Consider the following 16782-nt stretch of genomic DNA (forward strand, 5'->3'; position numbering starts at 1 on the left):
GGAGCGCTGTAATGCCTGACATCTATCACTTTTTCCAACAGCTGGTTAATGGCATGACCATTGGCAGCACGTATGCCCTGATCGCCATCGGCTATACGATGGTTTACGGCATCATTGGAATGATCAACTTCGCCCACGGCGAGGTGTACATGATCGGCTCCTACGTGGCGTTCATCGCCATCGCCGGGCTGGCCATGCTGGGACTCGACAGCGTTCCGCTGTTGATGACCGCTGCTTTCCTGGCAACCATCGTCGTCACCAGTGCCTATGGTTACAGCATCGAACGGATCGCCTACCGCCCCTTGCGCGGCAGCAACCGTCTGATCCCGCTGATTTCCGCCATCGGCATGTCGATCTTCCTGCAGAACACTGTTCTGCTGGCGCAAGACTCCAAGGACAAATCCATCTCCAACCTGATTCCGGGCAACTTTGCCTTTGGGCCAGGTGGTGCACATGAAGTGCTGATTTCCTACATGCAAATCGTGGTGTTCGTGGTGACCTTTGTCGCCATGCTCGGCCTGACGCTGTTCATCTCCCGTTCTCGCCTGGGTCGCGCCTGCCGCGCCTGTGCCGAAGACATCAAGATGGCCAACCTGCTGGGTATCAACACCAACAACATCATCGCCCTGACCTTCGTCATCGGTGCTGCACTGGCGGCTATCGCGGCTGTGCTGCTGAGCATGCAGTACGGCGTGATCAACCCGAACGCCGGTTTCCTCGTCGGCCTCAAGGCCTTCACCGCAGCGGTATTGGGCGGTATCGGCAGCATCCCCGGCGCCATGCTCGGCGGGCTGGTGCTCGGGGTGGCAGAAGCCTTTGGTGCCGATATCTTCGGCGACCAGTACAAGGACGTCGTGGCGTTCGGCCTACTGGTTCTGGTGTTGTTGTTCCGGCCAACCGGCCTGCTGGGCCGTCCGGAGGTTGAGAAAGTATGACTAGGAATCTAAAACAGGCGTTGTTCAGCGCCTTGCTGGTGTGGGCCGTGGCCTACCCGGTACTCGGACTGAAGCTGACCATCGTCGGCATCAACCTCGAAGTTCATGGCACCAGTAACACCACCCTGATCACCATCGCGGTGTGCTCGGTGCTGATGTTCCTGCGTGTCTTGTTCGATCACCAGATCAGCGCGGCCTGGAAATCCTCGCCGAACCTGCCAGTGATGCCGGCCAAGGCCAGTACCTTCCTGACCCTGCCGACCACCCAGCGCTGGATTATCATTGCGTTGATCATCGGTGCACTGGTCTGGCCATTCTTCGGCTCCCGCGGCGCGGTGGATATCGCCACCCTGGTGCTGATCTACGTGATGCTCGGCCTGGGCCTGAACATCGTGGTCGGCCTGGCCGGCCTCCTCGACCTCGGTTACGTCGGTTTCTATGCCGTCGGCGCCTACAGCTACGCGCTGCTGTCGCACTACTACGGCCTGAGCTTCTGGATCTGCCTGCCAATCGCCGGCCTGATGGCAGCCACGTTCGGCTTCCTGCTGGGCTTCCCGGTATTGCGTCTACGCGGTGATTACCTGGCGATCGTGACCCTGGGCTTCGGTGAAATCATCCGTTTGTTCCTGCGTAACCTGACTGGCCTCACAGGTGGCCCGAATGGCATCAGCAACATCGAGAAGCCAACGTTCTTCGGCCTGACCTTCGAGCGTAACGCCGCTGAAGGCCTGCGCACGTTCCACGAATACTTCGGCCTGGAATACAACTCGATCAACAAGGTGATCTTCCTCTACCTGGTTGCGTTGTTCCTCGCCCTGTTCGCCCTGTTCGTCATCAACCGCTTGCTGCGCATGCCCCTGGGCCGTGCCTGGGAAGCGCTGCGTGAAGACGAAATCGCCTGCCGTGCGTTGGGTCTCAACCCTACGATCATCAAGCTGTCGGCTTTCACCCTGGGTGCCTGCTTCGCCGGTTTCGCCGGTAGCTTCTTCGCCGCGCGCCAGGGCCTGGTGACGCCGGAGTCCTTCACCTTCATCGAGTCGGCGACCATCCTCGCCATCGTGGTGCTGGGCGGCATGGGCTCGCAACTGGGCGTGGTGCTCGCGGCGACGGTGATGATCCTGTTGCCGGAAATGATGCGTGAGTTCAGTGAATACCGCATGTTGATGTTCGGCGCCCTGATGGTGCTGATGATGATCTGGCGTCCTCAAGGTCTGCTGCCCATGCAACGTCCTCACATGGAGCTGCGCAAATGAGCCGCGAGATCCTGAAAGTAGAAAACCTGAGCATGCGCTTCGGCGGTTTGCTGGCGGTCAACGGCGTGGCCTTGAGCGTGAAGGAAAAACAGGTCGTGGCATTGATCGGCCCTAACGGCGCCGGCAAGACCACCGTGTTCAACTGCCTGACCGGCTTCTACAAGCCGAGCGGCGGCAGCATCCTGCTTGATGGCGAGTCGATCGAAGGCCTGCCCGGTCACAAGATCGCCCTCAAAGGCGTGGTGCGCACCTTCCAGAACGTGCGGTTGTTCAAGGACATGACGGCGGTCGAGAACCTCCTGATCGCCCAGCACCGTCACCTGAACACCAACTTCCTGTCCGGCCTGTTCAAGACCCCGGCGTTCCGCAAAAGCGAACGCGAGGCCATGGAATTCGCCGAGTACTGGCTGGAAAAGGTTCACCTCAAGGAGTTCGCCAACCGTCCGGCCGGCACCCTGGCCTATGGTCAGCAACGTCGCCTGGAAATCGCTCGCTGCATGATGACCCGTCCGCGGATCCTCATGCTCGACGAACCGGCCGCCGGCCTGAACCCGAAGGAAACCGAGGACCTCAAAGCGCTGATCAGTGTGCTGCGTGAAGAGCACAACGTGACCGTGCTGCTGATCGAACACGACATGAAACTGGTCATGAGCATTTCCGATCACATTGTCGTGATCAACCAGGGCACCCCTCTGGCCAACGGCACGCCGGAACAGATCCGTGACAATCCTGAAGTGATCAAAGCCTACCTGGGGGAAGCGTAAATGCTGCAATTCGAAAACGTTTCCACCTTCTACGGCAAGATCCAGGCCCTGCACAGCGTCAACGTCGAAGTCCGCCAGGGCGAGATCGTGACCCTGATCGGAGCCAACGGTGCCGGCAAGTCCACGCTGCTGATGACCCTGTGCGGTTCGCCACGCGCTCACAGCGGCAGCATCCGCTACATGGGTGAGGAACTGGTCGGCCAGGAATCCTCGCAGATCATGCGCAAGAGCATTGCCGTGGTGCCGGAAGGTCGTCGGGTGTTTTCCCGCCTGACGGTGGAAGAAAACCTCTCCATGGGTGGTTTCTTCACCGCCAAGGGCGATTATCAGGAACAGATGGACAAGGTCCTCGGACTTTTCCCACGCCTGAAAGAACGCTTCGCCCAGCGCGGCGGCACCATGTCCGGTGGCGAACAGCAAATGCTCGCCATTGGTCGGGCGCTGATGAGCAAGCCCAAACTGTTGCTGCTCGACGAGCCTTCCCTGGGTCTGGCACCAATCATCATCCAGCAGATCTTCGACATCATCGAACAGCTGCGCAAGGACGGTGTGACGGTGTTCCTGGTCGAACAGAACGCCAACCAGGCGCTGAAGATCGCTGACCGCGCCTACGTTCTGGAGAACGGCCGGGTGGTGATGCAAGGCACCGGTGAAGCACTGCTGACCGACCCGAAAGTGCGCGAAGCGTACCTCGGTGGCTGAGCCTTTGCGGTGAACAAAAAACGGCCTTTACAGGCCGTTTTTTTATGCCTGAAAAAACAACGATTCCCTGTAGGAGCTGGCTTGCCAGCGAAGGCGTCTCGACATCCAATGAAGATGTTGACTGATCTACTGCTTTCGCTGGCAAGCCAGCTCCTACAGGGTCCGTGTGATGAATTAGAGCCGGTCCAGCACCTCCCCACTGCGCTTGAACCATCCGATCAAATAATCCGCCAGCACCTGCGTGCGCTTGGGCAAACCGCCCTGATACGGATGCACCAGGTACATCGGCATGCTGCGGGTCTGATAATCGCGCAGGAGCCATCGCAAACGCCCGTCGGCCAGTTCTGTTGGCAAACAGTAGGATGGCAGGCGCGCAATACCGGCGCCGACCAGTGCGGCTTTCTTCAATAGGTTGTAATGGTTGCTGGCGAACGGTCCCGACACCCGCACCCGCAACAACTCGTGCTGCTGGTGATACAGCCATTCTTCGCGGCCGCTGTAATGGCTGTTGAGCAGGCAGCGATGCTCGGCCAACGCCTGGGGCGTTTGCGGTTCACCGTATTGCTCCAGATAAGCCGGGCTGGCACAGGTCAGCTCTTGCCACGCCAGCAGTGGACGCGCCACCAGTCGCTGGTCAATGGCCACGTCAGAGCGAATCGCCAGGTCGAAGCCGTCACGGGACAGATCGCGGTAGCTGTTGTTGAGCTCCAGTTCGATCTGCACCTGAGGGTATTTGGCGGAGAACTCCAGCAACAGACCATCGAAGAAGGTTTCCCCGAGCGACACCGGAACCGTCATCCGCACCGGACCCGCCATGTCGTCCTTAAGACGCGCCAGGGCCTGACGCGCCCGCTCGACTTGCACCACCAGCGCCTGGGCCTGTGGCAACAGCGCAGCTCCGGCCGCAGTCAGGCTCAAGCGGCGGGTGGTACGTTGCAACAGCACCACGGAAAACTGCGTTTCCAACTGGCTGATGCGCTTGGACAGCTGACCTTTGCTGCAACCGAGCTGCTGCGCCGCCAGAGTGAAACTTCCCGCTTCGATCAATACGGCGAACGCGGCCAGGTCATCCATCTCGCTCATGGATTGTTTCCATTTGAAAACCAAAGGTTGCCTATTAGTGCGCTTATCTGCGGAAAAAACCACCCTAAACTAAAACCTCGTTCAACCCACACGAGGATCCCCCCCCATGAAAATTCTTTTGATCGGCGCAAACGGCACCATCGGTTCGGCAGTCGACAAGGAGCTGTCCCAACGCCACGAAATCATCCGCATCGGTCGCACCAGCGGCGACTTTCAGGTGGACATCAGCGATAGCGCCTCGATTCGCAAACTGTTCGAGCAGACCGGCAAATTCGATGCGTTGGTGTGTGCCGCCGGCAACGTAACCTTCGCGCCACTCAACGAAATGACCGAAGAAAGTTTTGCCCTGGGCCTGAAAGACAAACTGATGGGCCAGGTCAACCTGCTGCTGATCGGCCGCGAGTTCGCCAATGACGGTGCCTCGTTCACCTTCACCACTGGCGTGCTCAGTCACGATCCGATTTACAGCGGTGCCTCGGCAGCGCTGGTCAATGGCGCGCTGGACAGTTTCGTTCGTGCCGCCGCCATCGAGCTACCACGTGGCCTGCGCGTGAACTCGATCAGCCCCAACGTGCTGGTCGAAGCCATGGGCAAATACGCACCGTATTTCCGCGGCTTCAAGCCGGTTCCTGCGGCGGATGTGGCCTTGGCCTACGCCAAAAGTGTGGAAGGCCTGCAGACTGGCCAGACGTTTCACGTGGGTTGAACTGGCTCGGCATGCGGCGCTGCTTCAGCGTCGCATCAGGGTGTTGAAGGCTCCAGCAACGTGGGTAGCAGATCACGGGCAATTTTGCGCGGCACGATTATCACCAGCCCCGGGCCTTCGATCACCGAATGAATCATCGCGTTCGATACCGCTATGCCGTTGATCGATAGCTGCAAGTATTTATGCATTTCCTGGCGCGTTACGAGGGCCAATCGGCGCTGCGCGTCGGGGCTGAGCTTCACTTTTAGCTCCATGTTATCCGGATTCAAATTGTCGGCCCGCCTGAGCTCCAGCGTCATTTCGGTAAAGTCCGACTTCGATGAAAGCGCGATTTCTGCCGCTAGACACTGTAGCGCCCCCAACATTGCCAACATTGCAAAAACCAGTTTGCCTGCGCTTTTCATACGACCTCCTCCCACAAAAAGGTCGACGAGGTTACGGCAAAATCCCTCTCGCCCTGGTGCCTGAAGTAAAGCCGAATGTTACTTGCGCAGCTTCGGTCCGGTGACAAGTCCAACTCATGGGTTGTGATGAACGGTCAGCCTGAGTAACGTGGCGGCACTTGTCAGGAGACCCAAAGATGCGTGTTGCCCGTTCCTTAGTCCTCGTTGCCCTGCTTCCGCTGTTCGCCGCTTGCCAGTTGTTCGAAGGTGAGCGGCAGAGCGCCTCCCATGTCGGCCAGACACGCATGCAAGGCCAGTTGACCGCGGCGGACGGTAAACTGGTGTTCCAGCCGTGCAACCAGGCAAACCGCTATGTGGTCAACGACACGGGCGGTACCAGCGTCCTGCAACAGGCCGCAAGCCTGGCGGATAAGCAGGGCAAGCTGTTTGCCGACGTGCGCGGGCGGGTTGTGCCCGGCAGCGGTGGTGACGGCCAGCTCGATCTGGAGCAGCTGTACCGCGTCGAACGATCGGGCAGCGCGTGCGACGATCCGAATTTCAAGCAACTGATCCTGCGCGCCGCCGGCCACTCCCCGGAATGGAGTGTGAAAGTCAGCGGTAAAGGCATGGTCATCGACCGCGCCGGTCAGCCTCCCCTCGCCGTGCCCTACGTCGAAGAACAACTGGGCGACGGCCGTTTCAACCTCAGCACCGAAGCCAACAATCAGCACGTCGAGTTGTGGGTCGCACCGCAACGTTGCGTCGACAGCAGCACCGGCAGCATCCAGCACATGAGTGCCGAACTGCGTATCAACGGCCAGGTGCAGCGCGGTTGCGGGTTTTTCGGCGGATCGCGCGACGACTGATCGTTTAAGCCTCACGGGACTGCGCCTTTGCGGCTTATAATCGCCGGCTTCAAACGCCCTGGCGCAGTTGTGCGCCCCGCGAACCGGATCCTGCCATGTTACGAATCACTGAACTCAAGTTGCCGATCGACCATCCCGATGAAGACCTGCGCCCTGCCATCGTGCAGCGCTTAGGGCTTGCCAGCGATGACCTGCTCGATTTCACCTTGTTCAAGCGCAGCTACGATGCGCGCAAAAAGTCCTCCGAGCTGTGCTTCATCTACACCATCGACCTCAACGTTCGCGATGAGGCGGCGGTGCTGCACAAGTTCGCCGATGACCGTAACGTCAACGTGGCACCGGATGTCAGCTACAAAATGGTCGGCCAGGCGCCGACCGATCCGGGCGCGCGGCCGATCGTGGTCGGCTTCGGCCCGTGCGGGATTTTCGCCGGGCTGCTGCTGGCGCAAATGGGCTTCAAGCCGATCATCCTCGAACGCGGCACCGAAGTGCGCCAGCGCACCAAGGACACCTGGGGCCTGTGGCGCAAAAGCGTGCTCAACCCGGAATCCAACGTGCAATTCGGCGAAGGCGGCGCGGGGACATTCTCCGACGGCAAGCTCTACAGCCAGATCAAGGACCCGAAATTCCTCGGTCGCAAAGTCCTGCACGAGTTCGTCAAGGCCGGTGCACCGGAAGAAATCCTCTACGTCAGCAAGCCGCACATCGGCACGTTCCGCCTGACCGGCGTCGTGGAAAACATGCGTGAGCAGATTCGCGCACTGGGCGGCGAAGTGCGCTTCCAGCAGCGTGTTACCGATGTGTTGATTGAAGACGGCCAACTGGTCGGCGTCGAACTCAATGGCGGCGAGCAAATCCACTCGAAACACGTGATCCTGGCCCTCGGCCACAGTGCCCGCGACACGTTCCGCATGCTCCACGGCCGTGGCGTGTTCATGGAAGCCAAGCCGTTCTCGGTGGGTTTCCGCATCGAGCACCCGCAGTCGCTGATCGACCGTGCGCGCCTGGGCAAGTACGCCGGCCACCCGAAACTCGGCGCCGCCGACTACAAACTGGTGCACCACGCCAAGAACGGCCGGTCGGTCTACAGCTTCTGCATGTGTCCGGGCGGCACCGTGGTGGCGGCGACGTCCGAGCCGAACCGCGTGGTCACCAATGGCATGAGCCAGTACTCGCGTAACGAGCGCAATGCCAACTCCGGGATCGTCGTTGGTATCACGCCGGAAGTCGATTATCCGGGCGGCCCACTGGCCGGTATCGAGTTGCAGGAACGCCTGGAGTCCCACGCTTTTGTGCTGGGCGGCAGCAATTACGAAGCGCCGGCGCAACTGGTCGGCGATTTCATCGCGGGCAAACCGTCCACCGAACTGGGCAGTGTCGAACCGTCCTACAAGCCGGGGGTTGCCCTGGGTGACTTGGCCCTGGCCTTGCCAGCGTTCGCCATCGAAGCGATTCGCGAAGCCTTGCCGGCGTTCGAGAAGCAGATTCGCGGTTACTCGCTGCACGATGCGGTGTTGACCGGGATCGAGACCCGCACCTCCTCGCCGTTGCGTATTACCCGCAACGAGTCGATGCAGAGCCAGAACGTGAAAGGCTTGTTCCCGGCCGGTGAAGGTGCCGGTTATGCGGGCGGGATTCTGTCGGCGGGTGTCGACGGGATTCGCATTGCAGAAGCAGTGGCCCGGGACATCCTCGGCCTCGAGGCCTGATACCACTCAAATGTGGGAGCGGGCTTGCTCGCGAAGACGGTTCCACATCCAACACAGGTGTTGGCTGATCGACCGCTTTCGCGAGCAAGCCCGCTCCCACATTTGATCTTCGCCGTGTCAGATATTGGCGCGCAAAACCGAGTCCGGTAGCGGCTCCCCACGCTCCACCGTCGCGGCCACCGCAGCCATCGAACCACTCAACTCATACCCCTGGGCCTTGAGCCACTGCGGATCGTAATAGGTCGTGGCGTAGCGTTCGCCGCTGTCACACAGAATCGCCACCATCGATCCCGTCTCCCCAGCCACTTTCATGTGCTGAGCGGCCATCAAGGCGCCGATCAGGTTAGTCCCGCTCGACCCGCCAACATGGCGTCCCAGACGTTCCGCCAGGTAATGCATGGCCGCCAGTGACAAAGCATCCGGCACCTTGACCATCGCGTCGATCACCTTGGGCAGAAACGACGCTTCCACCCGCGGCCGGCCAATGCCCTCGATGCGCGAGCCGTGATCCAGGCGCAGGCTGGCATCGCCGGTCTGGTAGTAATCGAAGAACACCGAACGCTCGGCATCGGCACACAGCACACGGGTGCAATGCTGGCGATAACGCACGTATCGGCCCAACGTGGCCGTGGTGCCGCCAGTGCCTGGGCTGGAAATCAGCCAGCTCGGCTCGGGATGCTGCTCGAAACGCATCTGATGAAAGATCGACTCGGCGATGTTGTTGTTCGCCCGCCAGTCAGTGGCGCGCTCGGCGTAGGTGAATTGATCGATGAAGTGCCCGTCGTGTTCACGCGCCAGGCGCTCGGACTCGGCGTAGATCTGGGTCGGATCGTCCACCAGATGGCTTTGGCCGCCATAGAAGGCGATTTGCGCGATCTTTTCTTTGGACGTGGTCGCCGGCATCACCGCAATGAACGGCAAGCCCAGCATGCGCGCGAAGTACGCTTCGGATATCGCCGTGGAACCGCTGGAAGCCTCAATGACCGGCGCTCCGGGTTTGAGCCAGCCGTTACACAGCGCATACAGGAACAGCGAGCGGGCCAGGCGGTGCTTGAGGCTGCCCGTGGGGTGGCTGGACTCATCCTTGAAATACAACTCGATGCCCGGAAAACCCGGCAGCGGCAAGGGGATCAAGTGGGTGTCGGCGCTGCGCTGGAAATCGGCTTCGATGATCCGGATCGCTTCGCGGGACCACTGTCGGTTGTCGCTCATGATGGTTTTCTCGTTGAATCGTGCAGGAGTCGGCCGTTTAACAAGGCTCATCCAACAAGCTTAGGAAAAATCCTGCATCCGGCACAGGTACAGCTGAGGTTCAATACGCCCGGCAACTGCTAGGCTCAGGTCGCTGCTGACGGATCACCCTGTAACGACATATAACAAAAAAGAATATAACTTTTGTTTTAACAACTAACAGTACTTGTTAGGGTGTAACACCTTTTGAATTCACAGATGGAGAGCGACCTTGCCTCTGCGTAGCACTTTCACGCGTTTCTTTCAGTTGGAAGCTGCCAGCGGTCTGTTACTGATCGCCGCTGCCGTTCTGGCTCTAATCATCAACAACTCGTCGCTGTCGTGGCTGTACAACGGCCTGCTGGACACCCCTGTGGTGGCCCAGATCGGCGCGCTGAAAATCGCCAAGCCGTTGCTGCTATGGATCAACGACGGCCTGATGGCGCTGTTTTTCCTGCTGATCGGGCTGGAAGTGAAGCGTGAAGTCCTCGACGGCCAGCTGTCCAAACCGTCGCAAATCGTCCTGCCCGGTGCCGCCGCCATTGGTGGCATGGTGGTGCCGGCGCTGATCTACTGGTATCTCAACCGCGACACGCCGCCGGCCCTGAACGGCTGGGCAATCCCGACCGCCACCGACATCGCCTTCGCCCTTGGCGTGCTGGCGCTGCTGGGTAAAAGGGTTCCGGTTTCGCTGAAGCTGTTCCTGATGACCCTGGCGATCATCGACGACCTCGGCGCGATCATCATCATTGCGATCTTCTATTCCGGTGCGCTGTCGACCCTGTCCCTGGCGCTGGCCGCAGCCTGTATTGCGGCACTGATCGGGATGAACCGCTTCGGAGTGGTCAAGCTCGGGCCGTACATGATCATTGGCCTGATCCTCTGGGTCTGCGTGCTCAAGAGTGGTGTCCACGCCACGCTGGCCGGCGTGACCCTGGCTTTCTGCATTCCGCTGCGCACCAAAAATGCCGAGCCTTCGCCGCTGCTGACCCTGGAACACGCCCTGCATCCGTGGGTCGCCTACGGCATCCTGCCACTGTTCGCCTTCGCCAATGCCGGCCTGTCCCTGAGCGGCGTCACCGTCGAAAGCTTCACTCACCACGTCCCCATGGGCATCGCCATCGGGCTGCTGCTGGGCAAGACCGTCGGTGTTTTCGGCCTGACCTGGCTGGCCGTGAAAACCGGTATCGCCGCCCTGCCCCAAGGCGCCAATTGGGGCCAGGTACTGGGCGTGGCGATTCTCTGCGGCATCGGTTTCACCATGAGTCTGTTTGTCGGTTCGCTGGCCTTTGAGCCGGGCGTGAGTGATTTCGCCGGGATGGACCGCATGGGCATTTTGACTGGCTCCATCCTGGCCGCGCTGATCGGTTATGCGGTGACGGCGATGGCGAGTCGCAAAAGCACCGCACTGGCCTCCTGAAAAACAGCGACAAATCCTGGCGTCATTTGAGACGCGTCCTACAGCCATACTCAATCACCTTGGTTAACGTCGCGCAGCCCCTTTTAAGGGGCTGCCGATGGACGCGACCAAGGACGAACAGTGGCTGGCACCAAGAACATTCCCCTCATTAAAAACCCGCCGTCGGGTGACGGGCACCACGTCACCTGGCGCCCCATGACGGCCAGCGAACTCGCCACGCGGGAGGCCCGACAAAAAGCCTACGAGGCGATGCTCGCCAGGCAGCAGGCCTACATGGACCGTCGCGAAGTCGCGGCGAAAAAAGTGGAAGTGGCTCGCGCGGGTTGTGTATTCGCCAAGTCCTGCAAACTGCCCGACGCCATCATCGATTACACCAACCCGTCGGGCATGGTGCCGACCGACAGCCTCAGGGATTACGGCGAAATCGCCTGGCTTGGCGGCCGTAACGTCGACGACGATGGACTGCTGAATCTGCAAAAGATCAGTGGCAGCACCGTTGCGCTAGGCGTTGGCCGCCTGGCCCTCAGCGTTTCAGATCTCGCCACCCCGGCCATCGGTGCCGTCGGAACTGCGGCTACCGCGACGTTGGCCGGGCTGGTCGCGTTGTTCTGGACACCCAGCCTGGGCGATAGCGCCCTCTACACCGAAGACCAGCTCCGCGCCCTCAAACAAGCCCGCACCCGCGTACGTCTGCAAGTCGAGCAACAAGCCGATGGCAGCCTCAAGGGTTACGCCTTCTATACCGGGAGGAATCGCGACTGGGAAATGGTCGACGTCGTGCAGCTCACTTCACGCGACAGCCAATACGTCGCCGACCTCGGCGAAGGCATCGAACTGATCTGGACCCCGGCCGAAGACGGCGCCGACACACTCGGCATCCCCGCCCTGCAAGCCGCCCCGCAAGCACCGCATATCTGGGTTTATCCACCGACGAAACAAGCTGACAGCATCATCGTCGATCCGGTTTACCCGCCGGATTACAAGGATTTCATTCTGGTGTTTCCGGTGGGGTCGGGGGTTAGGCCGGTTTATATTGTGGTGAGTGTTTCTGACCATAAATACCATCCCGCGCCGACAGGGCTTGCCGCATTTCCTAATGCGACTAAAGCTCCTCGTAAAACAGCAGTTAAAGGCGGCGGTGGTCTCAGGCGACGCTGGAAAACTCCAAAAGGATTAATTTTTGAATGGGACTCGCAGCACGGAGCGGTCGAAATGTATGACAAACGTGGCCGTCATATCGGTGAATTTAATCCGACAACGGGCGAGCAAACCAAACCTGCAGATAGCACCAGGAAAGTAGAACCATGATCTACATAATTGAAGCCTTCGATAGAGAAAGCGAATTCCTCGTATTCGAAGAAAAGTTACCGAATGGGTGCGACCAGGAGCTGAAAACGATTATGGGGTGGGCGTCGGACCAACAGGGGTGGGAAGGATACGACCTGACATCCGAACAGCTTGAGGCTCTGGAAAGAATACTGGGAAAGAAAATTCATAATCCAGCGTTGATATTCCAGCTCAGTTGCAACGTTTAGATGCTAAAGCATTCGACCACCTGCTTCAGAACGTAAAAACCCCGACCAGTCACCTGATCGGGGTTTTCTTTTACCCAACTTCCCGCTTAGTGCGAAACGCGGCTGGTGCCATTCACACTGGCAATGCGCACACGCTCGCCAACACGGAACACTTCGTTTGGCTGAACTTCCTGGACGTAGGCGCGCATGCTGCCATCGTCTTCGCGCACGGTGATTTCCACGCCCTGGGTGCGGGTCAGGCCTTCTTCAGCGGCCGAACCGAGCAGACCGCCGGCCACAGCACCGACGACGGCAGCAACGACGCTGCCTTTGCCGCCACCAATGGAGCTGCCGCCAACGCCGCCGACCACTGCGCCTGCAGCGCCGCCGATCGGGGTTTTGGTACCTTCGATTTTCACCGGGCGCAATGCTTCGATGGTGCCCATGCGAACGGTCTGCACGCGACGCGCCTCGTCACGGGAGTAGGAGTCACCGGTCAGGCTCGATTGGCAACCAGTGAGCAACATCGCCATCGTGGAAAAGGAAGCAACCAGCAGAACAGACTTACGCATAGCATCAACTCCAAAAAAACAGATGTTCATTAAACTCCGCAGCTTGACGCCTGTCACGGCACCGCCCGGGTAAAATTGGTTTGATTCAGGCTCCGTTAAGGCGCCCCACGAACTCACACAGTAGCGGCAAAATCGGAAAACTGCCCCACTGGCCAAGGATTCTCATGGACTACTTTATCATCGTCGTCACGACTGTTGCCGGTTTGTATTTCCACGGGTGGCTATACGTACGGATCAAACGCTGGATGGATCGCGACCTGGCGCTAGCGCTGGCCGGTAAAGACGAGCAGAAAAAAGCCTTCATGCTCGAACAATTGGCGAGTGCTCAGGCGCAGAAGATCAAGCGTCGAGACTTGCCGAAGTGGCTGGAGGCCGCTGCGGCAGGTTATCCCAGTCGATAGATGGCTCAGGGTGCCAGGCGTTCAAGAATCCAGTCGGCGCCCTGCTGGCGGTAATTGAGGCGGTCGTGCAGACGGCTTGGGCGGCCCTGCCAGAATTCGATGCGTTCCGGCAGCAGGCGATAACCACCCCAGTGTTCAGGGCAATGCGGCTGGGTATCGCTGAAACGGTGCTCGGTGTCCTTGAGCAGCGTTTCGAGCTCGCCACGATCGGCGATCACGCGGCTCTGCGGCGATGCCCACGCGCCGAGGCGACTGCCCAGCGGACGGACCTGATAATAGGCGTCGGACTCCTCAGGCGTGACCTTCACCACCCGCCCTTCGATGCGCACCTGGCGCTCCAGCGCTGGCCAGAAAAACGTCATGGCCGCGAACGGATTCACGGCCAGGTGCTGGCCCTTGGCGCTTTCGTAGTTGGTGAAAAAGGTGAAGCCCTGTTCGTCCAGGCCCTTGAGCAACAGAATGCGACAGTGCGGTCGACCGTCCTGGTCGACGGTGGCCAGGGTCATGGCGTTGGCTTCCACGGGTGCCTGTTCGGTTTTCACCGCGTCGGCGAACCACTGGTGAAACAGCGCAAACGGCTCGGCCGGGGCTTGCGCCTCGGTCAGGCCATCACGGGTGTAGTCACGACGCATATCAGCCAGGCCCTGGGTCATGGCGCATTCCTTTTGGTTAGCGAATCACTGCTTAGCAGTATCGGTGGCGACGACCTTCTTGTCAGCCGCGGAGGCTTTGGCTGGCGTGGTCTTTTTCGCCGGTGTTGCGGTTTTCGCTGGAGTTTTCTTGGCCGGGGCTTTTTTGGCTGGCGCTTTTTTCGTGGTCGGGACGGTCGCTTTTTTAGCGGCTGGGGCCGGTGTAACAGGCTTGGCGACCGGCTTGACATCAGCGGCAGTGACCTTGGTCACAGGGGCTGGCGCCGGCATGTTGTACTTGCTCAGCAGCGCGACCATGGTGTTTTGTGGGGTCACCAGCAGTTCCACGCGGCGGTTCAACGCACGCCCTTGCTCGCTGTCGTTGGCGGCACGCGGTGCATCACCGCCCAAGCCACGCAGCATCAAGCGATCACGCTGCAAACCACTGAGACGGAAAATCGCTGCAACGGCCTGGGCACGCTCCTGGCTCAGTTTGACGTTGGCGGCAGCAGCGCCGGACGTATCGCTGTGGCCGAGGATCAAGACAGCGGTCTTTGGATCGGCTTCAAGGATTTTGGCAACACGGGTAAACGGACCGAGTGTGACCGGCAGCAGCATGGCCGGGCGATCCGGGTTGAACGAGCCTTCGACCGGCGCAGTCACCACCAGCACATTTTCGCGGCGCTCGAGTTGCAGGTTGCTGCCCTTGACCGCCTCGCGCAGACGCGGTTCGTAGTCATCAAGCCAGGCCTGGGTGACTTTCGGGTCTGGCATCGGCACAGCCTTGGCGGCGCTCTGCTCGCTGCCGCCGAATGGCCACCACCACTTGCTGCCGCTATCGGTTTCGGCCTTGGCCACCGCAACGGGTTTGACTTCAGGTTTCACTTCCGGCTTGACCGCGGGCTTGCCGACGCTCTCGTCAGAACCGAATGGCCAGTACCAGTGGTTGCCGCTTTCAGTCTTGGCAACGGGGGCTGTCGCGTCTTTCTGTGGAGTCTGTGCACAACCGGTAATAGCAAAGCACAGGGCCAAGGCGAGGGTTTTATTGGATGACATTGGATATCCACAAAAATGAAGTCAAAAAAATCTGGCCACATCGGCTAATGCTGTTCACTTAAGGACGAACACTGAATCAGTGGCGAGGGAGCTTGCTCCCGCTGGGGCGCGAAGCGGCCCCTAAAGATCAGGGGATCTGCTGCGCAGTCCAGCGGGAGCAAGCTCCCTCGCCACAGGTTGCTTACTGTTCGTTCTATCTCTTAAGTGAGCAGCATTAGCCACATCGGCCCGTATAAACAGACGCTTTGAAACTCAAAAGGCTATCGGGTTCCAGCCCTGGAACCCGATAGCCGCTTTTACAGACAAGTGGCCAGAACCCGCACCAGCTTTTGCGCACGCGGGTCCATCAAGACGTAAGGTCCCAGGGTATTTGTCACAAATCCAAAGGCCACATCGTGCTCCGGGTCGGCAAAACCGATGGAACCGCCAGCACCCGGATGGCCAAACGCCCGCGAGCCAAGGCCGAAGGTGGCATTGGCAACGTCCGGTTGGTCGAGCATGCAACCCAGGCCGAAACGGGTCCGGGTCAGTAAAGTCTTGTCCTCGCCGAGGCTGTGCTCGCGAGTCAATTCATCGAGCATTTCGCTTTCCAGCAGGCTGCCGTCGAGCAGGCCGGCGTAGAACCCGGCCAGGCTGCGGGCATTGCCATGGCCATTGGCGGCCGGCTGCTGCATGCGTCGCCACTCGGGTTTGTTGGTGCTGGTCATGATCGACGGCGGGTTGGTAAACGCCCGGGTCGTCATGGCCGTTGGCTCACGCATGGTCACTTGCAGCAGGCGCTGGGCGGCAGCATCGCCGACATTGCCCTTGCCCCGGGCGATGTGGGCCACGCGATAGAACTCTTCATCGGCCAGGCCGACATGGAAGTCCAGGCCCAACGGTTTGGCGACCCGCGCCACGATGGATTCACCCGGCCCACGACCGTCCGCACGGCGCAGCAATTCGCCGACCAACCAGCCATAAGTGATCGCCGCGTATCCGTGGCCTTCGCCAGGCGTCCACCACGGCGTTTCGGCGGCCAGGGCGTCGACCATGGTTTGCCAGTCGTAAAGGGCTTCGGGGGCCAGTAACTCGCGCAATGCCGGAAGACCGGCCTGATGGCAGAGCAATTGTCGCAGGGTGACGGACTCTTTACCGGCGGCGGCGAATTCGGGCCAGTAGCGCGCAACCGGGGCATCCAGTTGCAGCTTGCCTTCGGCCACCAGTTGCAGCGCGGTGACCGCAGTAAAGGTCTTGGTGCAGGAGAACAGGTTGGCAATGGTATCGCTGTGCCAGGCCTCGGCCCCGTCCTTGTCGGCAGTGCCGGCCCACAGATCGACGACGGTTTCGCCACCGACCTGAATGCACAATGCTGCGCCACGCTCCTGGGGATCGTCGAACAGCGCCGCGAACGCCTCTCGCACCGCTTCGAACTTAAGCTCGTAATGACCCTGAATCTGCACCCGCAACTCCCCGGATTAACGCTCTACAAAGTGGCGGGCATTGTTCCAGCCCTTGAGGGTTTTGGGAACAGGGTTGGGCTGGGTGGTCGATCGTAAATGGAATGGATAAAAATTTAC

The 16782-nt window shown here is 60.1% G+C and carries 18 protein-coding genes; 11 read left to right on the top strand and 7 right to left on the bottom strand.

All coding sequences use genetic code 11. The annotated features are described in order from the left end of the window. The first annotated feature begins 11 nt into the window (after window positions 1-11). Genes livH through AC07XF_RS15945 form a run of 4 tightly spaced genes read left to right on the top strand, consistent with a single transcriptional unit; the run spans window position 12 to window position 3654 of the window. The gene (gene livH / locus AC07XF_RS15930; RefSeq protein ID WP_104450617.1) at window positions 12-935 is read left to right on the top strand and encodes a high-affinity branched-chain amino acid ABC transporter permease LivH; all 924 of its coding nucleotides are present in this window, start codon (window positions 12-14) and stop codon (window positions 933-935) included. Beyond that, a complete protein-coding gene (locus AC07XF_RS15935; RefSeq protein WP_495027234.1) occupies window positions 932-2188 on the top strand; it encodes a high-affinity branched-chain amino acid ABC transporter permease LivM in 1257 nt (418 codons plus the stop codon). The genes livH and AC07XF_RS15935 overlap by 4 nt, the downstream gene beginning before the upstream one ends. Continuing rightward, a complete protein-coding gene (livG, locus tag AC07XF_RS15940) occupies window positions 2185-2952 on the top strand; it encodes a high-affinity branched-chain amino acid ABC transporter ATP-binding protein LivG (RefSeq protein ID WP_495027235.1) in 768 nt (255 codons plus the stop codon). The genes AC07XF_RS15935 and livG overlap by 4 nt, the downstream gene beginning before the upstream one ends. Beyond that, on the top strand, window positions 2953-3654 hold the full coding sequence (locus tag AC07XF_RS15945; RefSeq protein ID WP_095945384.1) for an ABC transporter ATP-binding protein: 702 nt from the start codon (window positions 2953-2955) through the stop codon (window positions 3652-3654). 174 nt (window positions 3655-3828) lie between these two features. Here the strand turns inward: AC07XF_RS15945 and AC07XF_RS15950 are convergent, their stop codons facing one another. Beyond that, entirely contained in the window at window positions 3829-4737 is a 909-nt protein-coding gene (locus tag AC07XF_RS15950; RefSeq protein WP_495027236.1) for a LysR family transcriptional regulator, read from the bottom strand. Window positions 4738-4843: 106 nt separating this feature from the next. Here AC07XF_RS15950 and AC07XF_RS15955 point away from each other — a divergent pair, with 106 nt between their 5' ends. Continuing rightward, on the top strand, window positions 4844-5443 hold the full coding sequence (locus AC07XF_RS15955; RefSeq protein WP_495027237.1) for a short chain dehydrogenase: 600 nt from the start codon (window positions 4844-4846) through the stop codon (window positions 5441-5443). A 35-nt stretch (window positions 5444-5478) separates the two neighbouring features. Here the strand turns inward: AC07XF_RS15955 and AC07XF_RS15960 are convergent, their stop codons facing one another. Continuing rightward, window positions 5479-5847, bottom strand: a complete 369-nt coding sequence (locus AC07XF_RS15960) for a hypothetical protein (RefSeq protein ID WP_495027238.1) — start codon at window positions 5845-5847, stop codon at window positions 5479-5481. Window positions 5848-6023: 176 nt separating this feature from the next. On the opposite strand from AC07XF_RS15960, the gene AC07XF_RS15965 reads away from it, so the two are divergent. Further along, window positions 6024-6692 (top strand): COG3650 family protein, encoded by a 669-nt coding sequence (locus AC07XF_RS15965; protein ID WP_495027239.1) that lies wholly within the window; start codon window positions 6024-6026, stop codon window positions 6690-6692. A 95-nt stretch (window positions 6693-6787) separates the two neighbouring features. Next, window positions 6788-8401, top strand: a complete 1614-nt coding sequence (locus AC07XF_RS15970) for an NAD(P)/FAD-dependent oxidoreductase (RefSeq protein WP_495027240.1) — start codon at window positions 6788-6790, stop codon at window positions 8399-8401. 117 nt (window positions 8402-8518) lie between these two features. Here the strand turns inward: AC07XF_RS15970 and AC07XF_RS15975 are convergent, their stop codons facing one another. Continuing rightward, on the bottom strand, window positions 8519-9616 hold the full coding sequence (locus AC07XF_RS15975) for a PLP-dependent cysteine synthase family protein (protein ID WP_495027258.1): 1098 nt from the start codon (window positions 9614-9616) through the stop codon (window positions 8519-8521). A 247-nt stretch (window positions 9617-9863) separates the two neighbouring features. Between AC07XF_RS15975 and nhaA the strand changes: the two genes are divergently transcribed. The 3 genes from nhaA to AC07XF_RS15990 all read left to right on the top strand — a co-directional run bounded on the left by nhaA (window position 9864) and on the right by AC07XF_RS15990 (window position 12586). Then, window positions 9864-11051 (top strand): Na+/H+ antiporter NhaA, encoded by a 1188-nt coding sequence (nhaA, locus tag AC07XF_RS15980; RefSeq protein ID WP_495027241.1) that lies wholly within the window; start codon window positions 9864-9866, stop codon window positions 11049-11051. A 120-nt stretch (window positions 11052-11171) separates the two neighbouring features. Next, window positions 11172-12359: a colicin E3/pyocin S6 family cytotoxin gene (locus AC07XF_RS15985; RefSeq protein WP_495027242.1), complete on the top strand. Its 1188-nt coding sequence runs from the start codon at window positions 11172-11174 to the stop codon at window positions 12357-12359. Beyond that, complete coding sequence (locus AC07XF_RS15990) at window positions 12356-12586, top strand: DUF7683 domain-containing protein (RefSeq protein WP_495027243.1); 231 nt, start codon at window positions 12356-12358, stop codon at window positions 12584-12586. The genes AC07XF_RS15985 and AC07XF_RS15990 overlap by 4 nt, the downstream gene beginning before the upstream one ends. A gap of 86 nt (window positions 12587-12672) precedes the next feature. Here AC07XF_RS15990 and AC07XF_RS15995 read toward each other — a convergent pair whose 3' ends face one another. After that, window positions 12673-13137, bottom strand: coding sequence for an outer membrane lipoprotein (locus tag AC07XF_RS15995; RefSeq protein WP_495027244.1), 465 nt, complete (start codon window positions 13135-13137; stop codon window positions 12673-12675). Between the two features lie 164 nt (window positions 13138-13301). On the opposite strand from AC07XF_RS15995, the gene AC07XF_RS16000 reads away from it, so the two are divergent. Next, window positions 13302-13538: a hypothetical protein gene (locus tag AC07XF_RS16000; RefSeq protein WP_495027245.1), complete on the top strand. Its 237-nt coding sequence runs from the start codon at window positions 13302-13304 to the stop codon at window positions 13536-13538. Between the two features lie 5 nt (window positions 13539-13543). On the opposite strand, the gene pdxH is transcribed toward AC07XF_RS16000, so the two are convergent. The 3 genes from pdxH to AC07XF_RS16015 all read right to left on the bottom strand — a co-directional run bounded on the left by pdxH (window position 13544) and on the right by AC07XF_RS16015 (window position 16665). Further along, on the bottom strand, window positions 13544-14191 hold the full coding sequence (gene pdxH / locus AC07XF_RS16005; RefSeq protein WP_495027246.1) for a pyridoxamine 5'-phosphate oxidase: 648 nt from the start codon (window positions 14189-14191) through the stop codon (window positions 13544-13546). Between the two features lie 24 nt (window positions 14192-14215). Beyond that, window positions 14216-15223 carry an OmpA family protein gene (locus AC07XF_RS16010; protein ID WP_495027247.1) on the bottom strand — a complete coding sequence of 336 codons (1008 nt, stop codon included), beginning with the start codon at window positions 15221-15223 and terminating at the stop codon, window positions 14216-14218. A 296-nt stretch (window positions 15224-15519) separates the two neighbouring features. After that, window positions 15520-16665: an EstA family serine hydrolase gene (locus AC07XF_RS16015; protein WP_007992393.1), complete on the bottom strand. Its 1146-nt coding sequence runs from the start codon at window positions 16663-16665 to the stop codon at window positions 15520-15522. Window positions 16666-16782 lie beyond the last annotated feature (117 nt).

The sequence above is a fragment of the Pseudomonas sp. GW821-FHT01C01 genome (assembly GCF_059422645.1).

Coding starts and splice junctions, on each gene's coding strand:
- livH (WP_104450617.1), top strand. CDS start 12: ATGCCTGACATCTATCACTTTTTCCAACAGCTGGTTAATGGCATGACC.
- AC07XF_RS15935 (WP_495027234.1), top strand. CDS start 932: ATGACTAGGAATCTAAAACAGGCGTTGTTCAGCGCCTTGCTGGTGTGG.
- livG (WP_495027235.1), top strand. CDS start 2,185: ATGAGCCGCGAGATCCTGAAAGTAGAAAACCTGAGCATGCGCTTCGGC.
- AC07XF_RS15945 (WP_095945384.1), top strand. CDS start 2,953: ATGCTGCAATTCGAAAACGTTTCCACCTTCTACGGCAAGATCCAGGCC.
- AC07XF_RS15950 (WP_495027236.1), bottom strand. CDS start 4,737: ATGAGCGAGATGGATGACCTGGCCGCGTTCGCCGTATTGATCGAAGCG.
- AC07XF_RS15955 (WP_495027237.1), top strand. CDS start 4,844: ATGAAAATTCTTTTGATCGGCGCAAACGGCACCATCGGTTCGGCAGTC.
- AC07XF_RS15960 (WP_495027238.1), bottom strand. CDS start 5,847: ATGAAAAGCGCAGGCAAACTGGTTTTTGCAATGTTGGCAATGTTGGGG.
- AC07XF_RS15965 (WP_495027239.1), top strand. CDS start 6,024: ATGCGTGTTGCCCGTTCCTTAGTCCTCGTTGCCCTGCTTCCGCTGTTC.
- AC07XF_RS15970 (WP_495027240.1), top strand. CDS start 6,788: ATGTTACGAATCACTGAACTCAAGTTGCCGATCGACCATCCCGATGAA.
- AC07XF_RS15990 (WP_495027243.1), top strand. CDS start 12,356: ATGATCTACATAATTGAAGCCTTCGATAGAGAAAGCGAATTCCTCGTA.
- AC07XF_RS15995 (WP_495027244.1), bottom strand. CDS start 13,137: ATGCGTAAGTCTGTTCTGCTGGTTGCTTCCTTTTCCACGATGGCGATG.
- AC07XF_RS16000 (WP_495027245.1), top strand. CDS start 13,302: ATGGACTACTTTATCATCGTCGTCACGACTGTTGCCGGTTTGTATTTC.
- pdxH (WP_495027246.1), bottom strand. CDS start 14,191: ATGACCCAGGGCCTGGCTGATATGCGTCGTGACTACACCCGTGATGGC.
- AC07XF_RS16010 (WP_495027247.1), bottom strand. CDS start 15,223: ATGTCATCCAATAAAACCCTCGCCTTGGCCCTGTGCTTTGCTATTACC.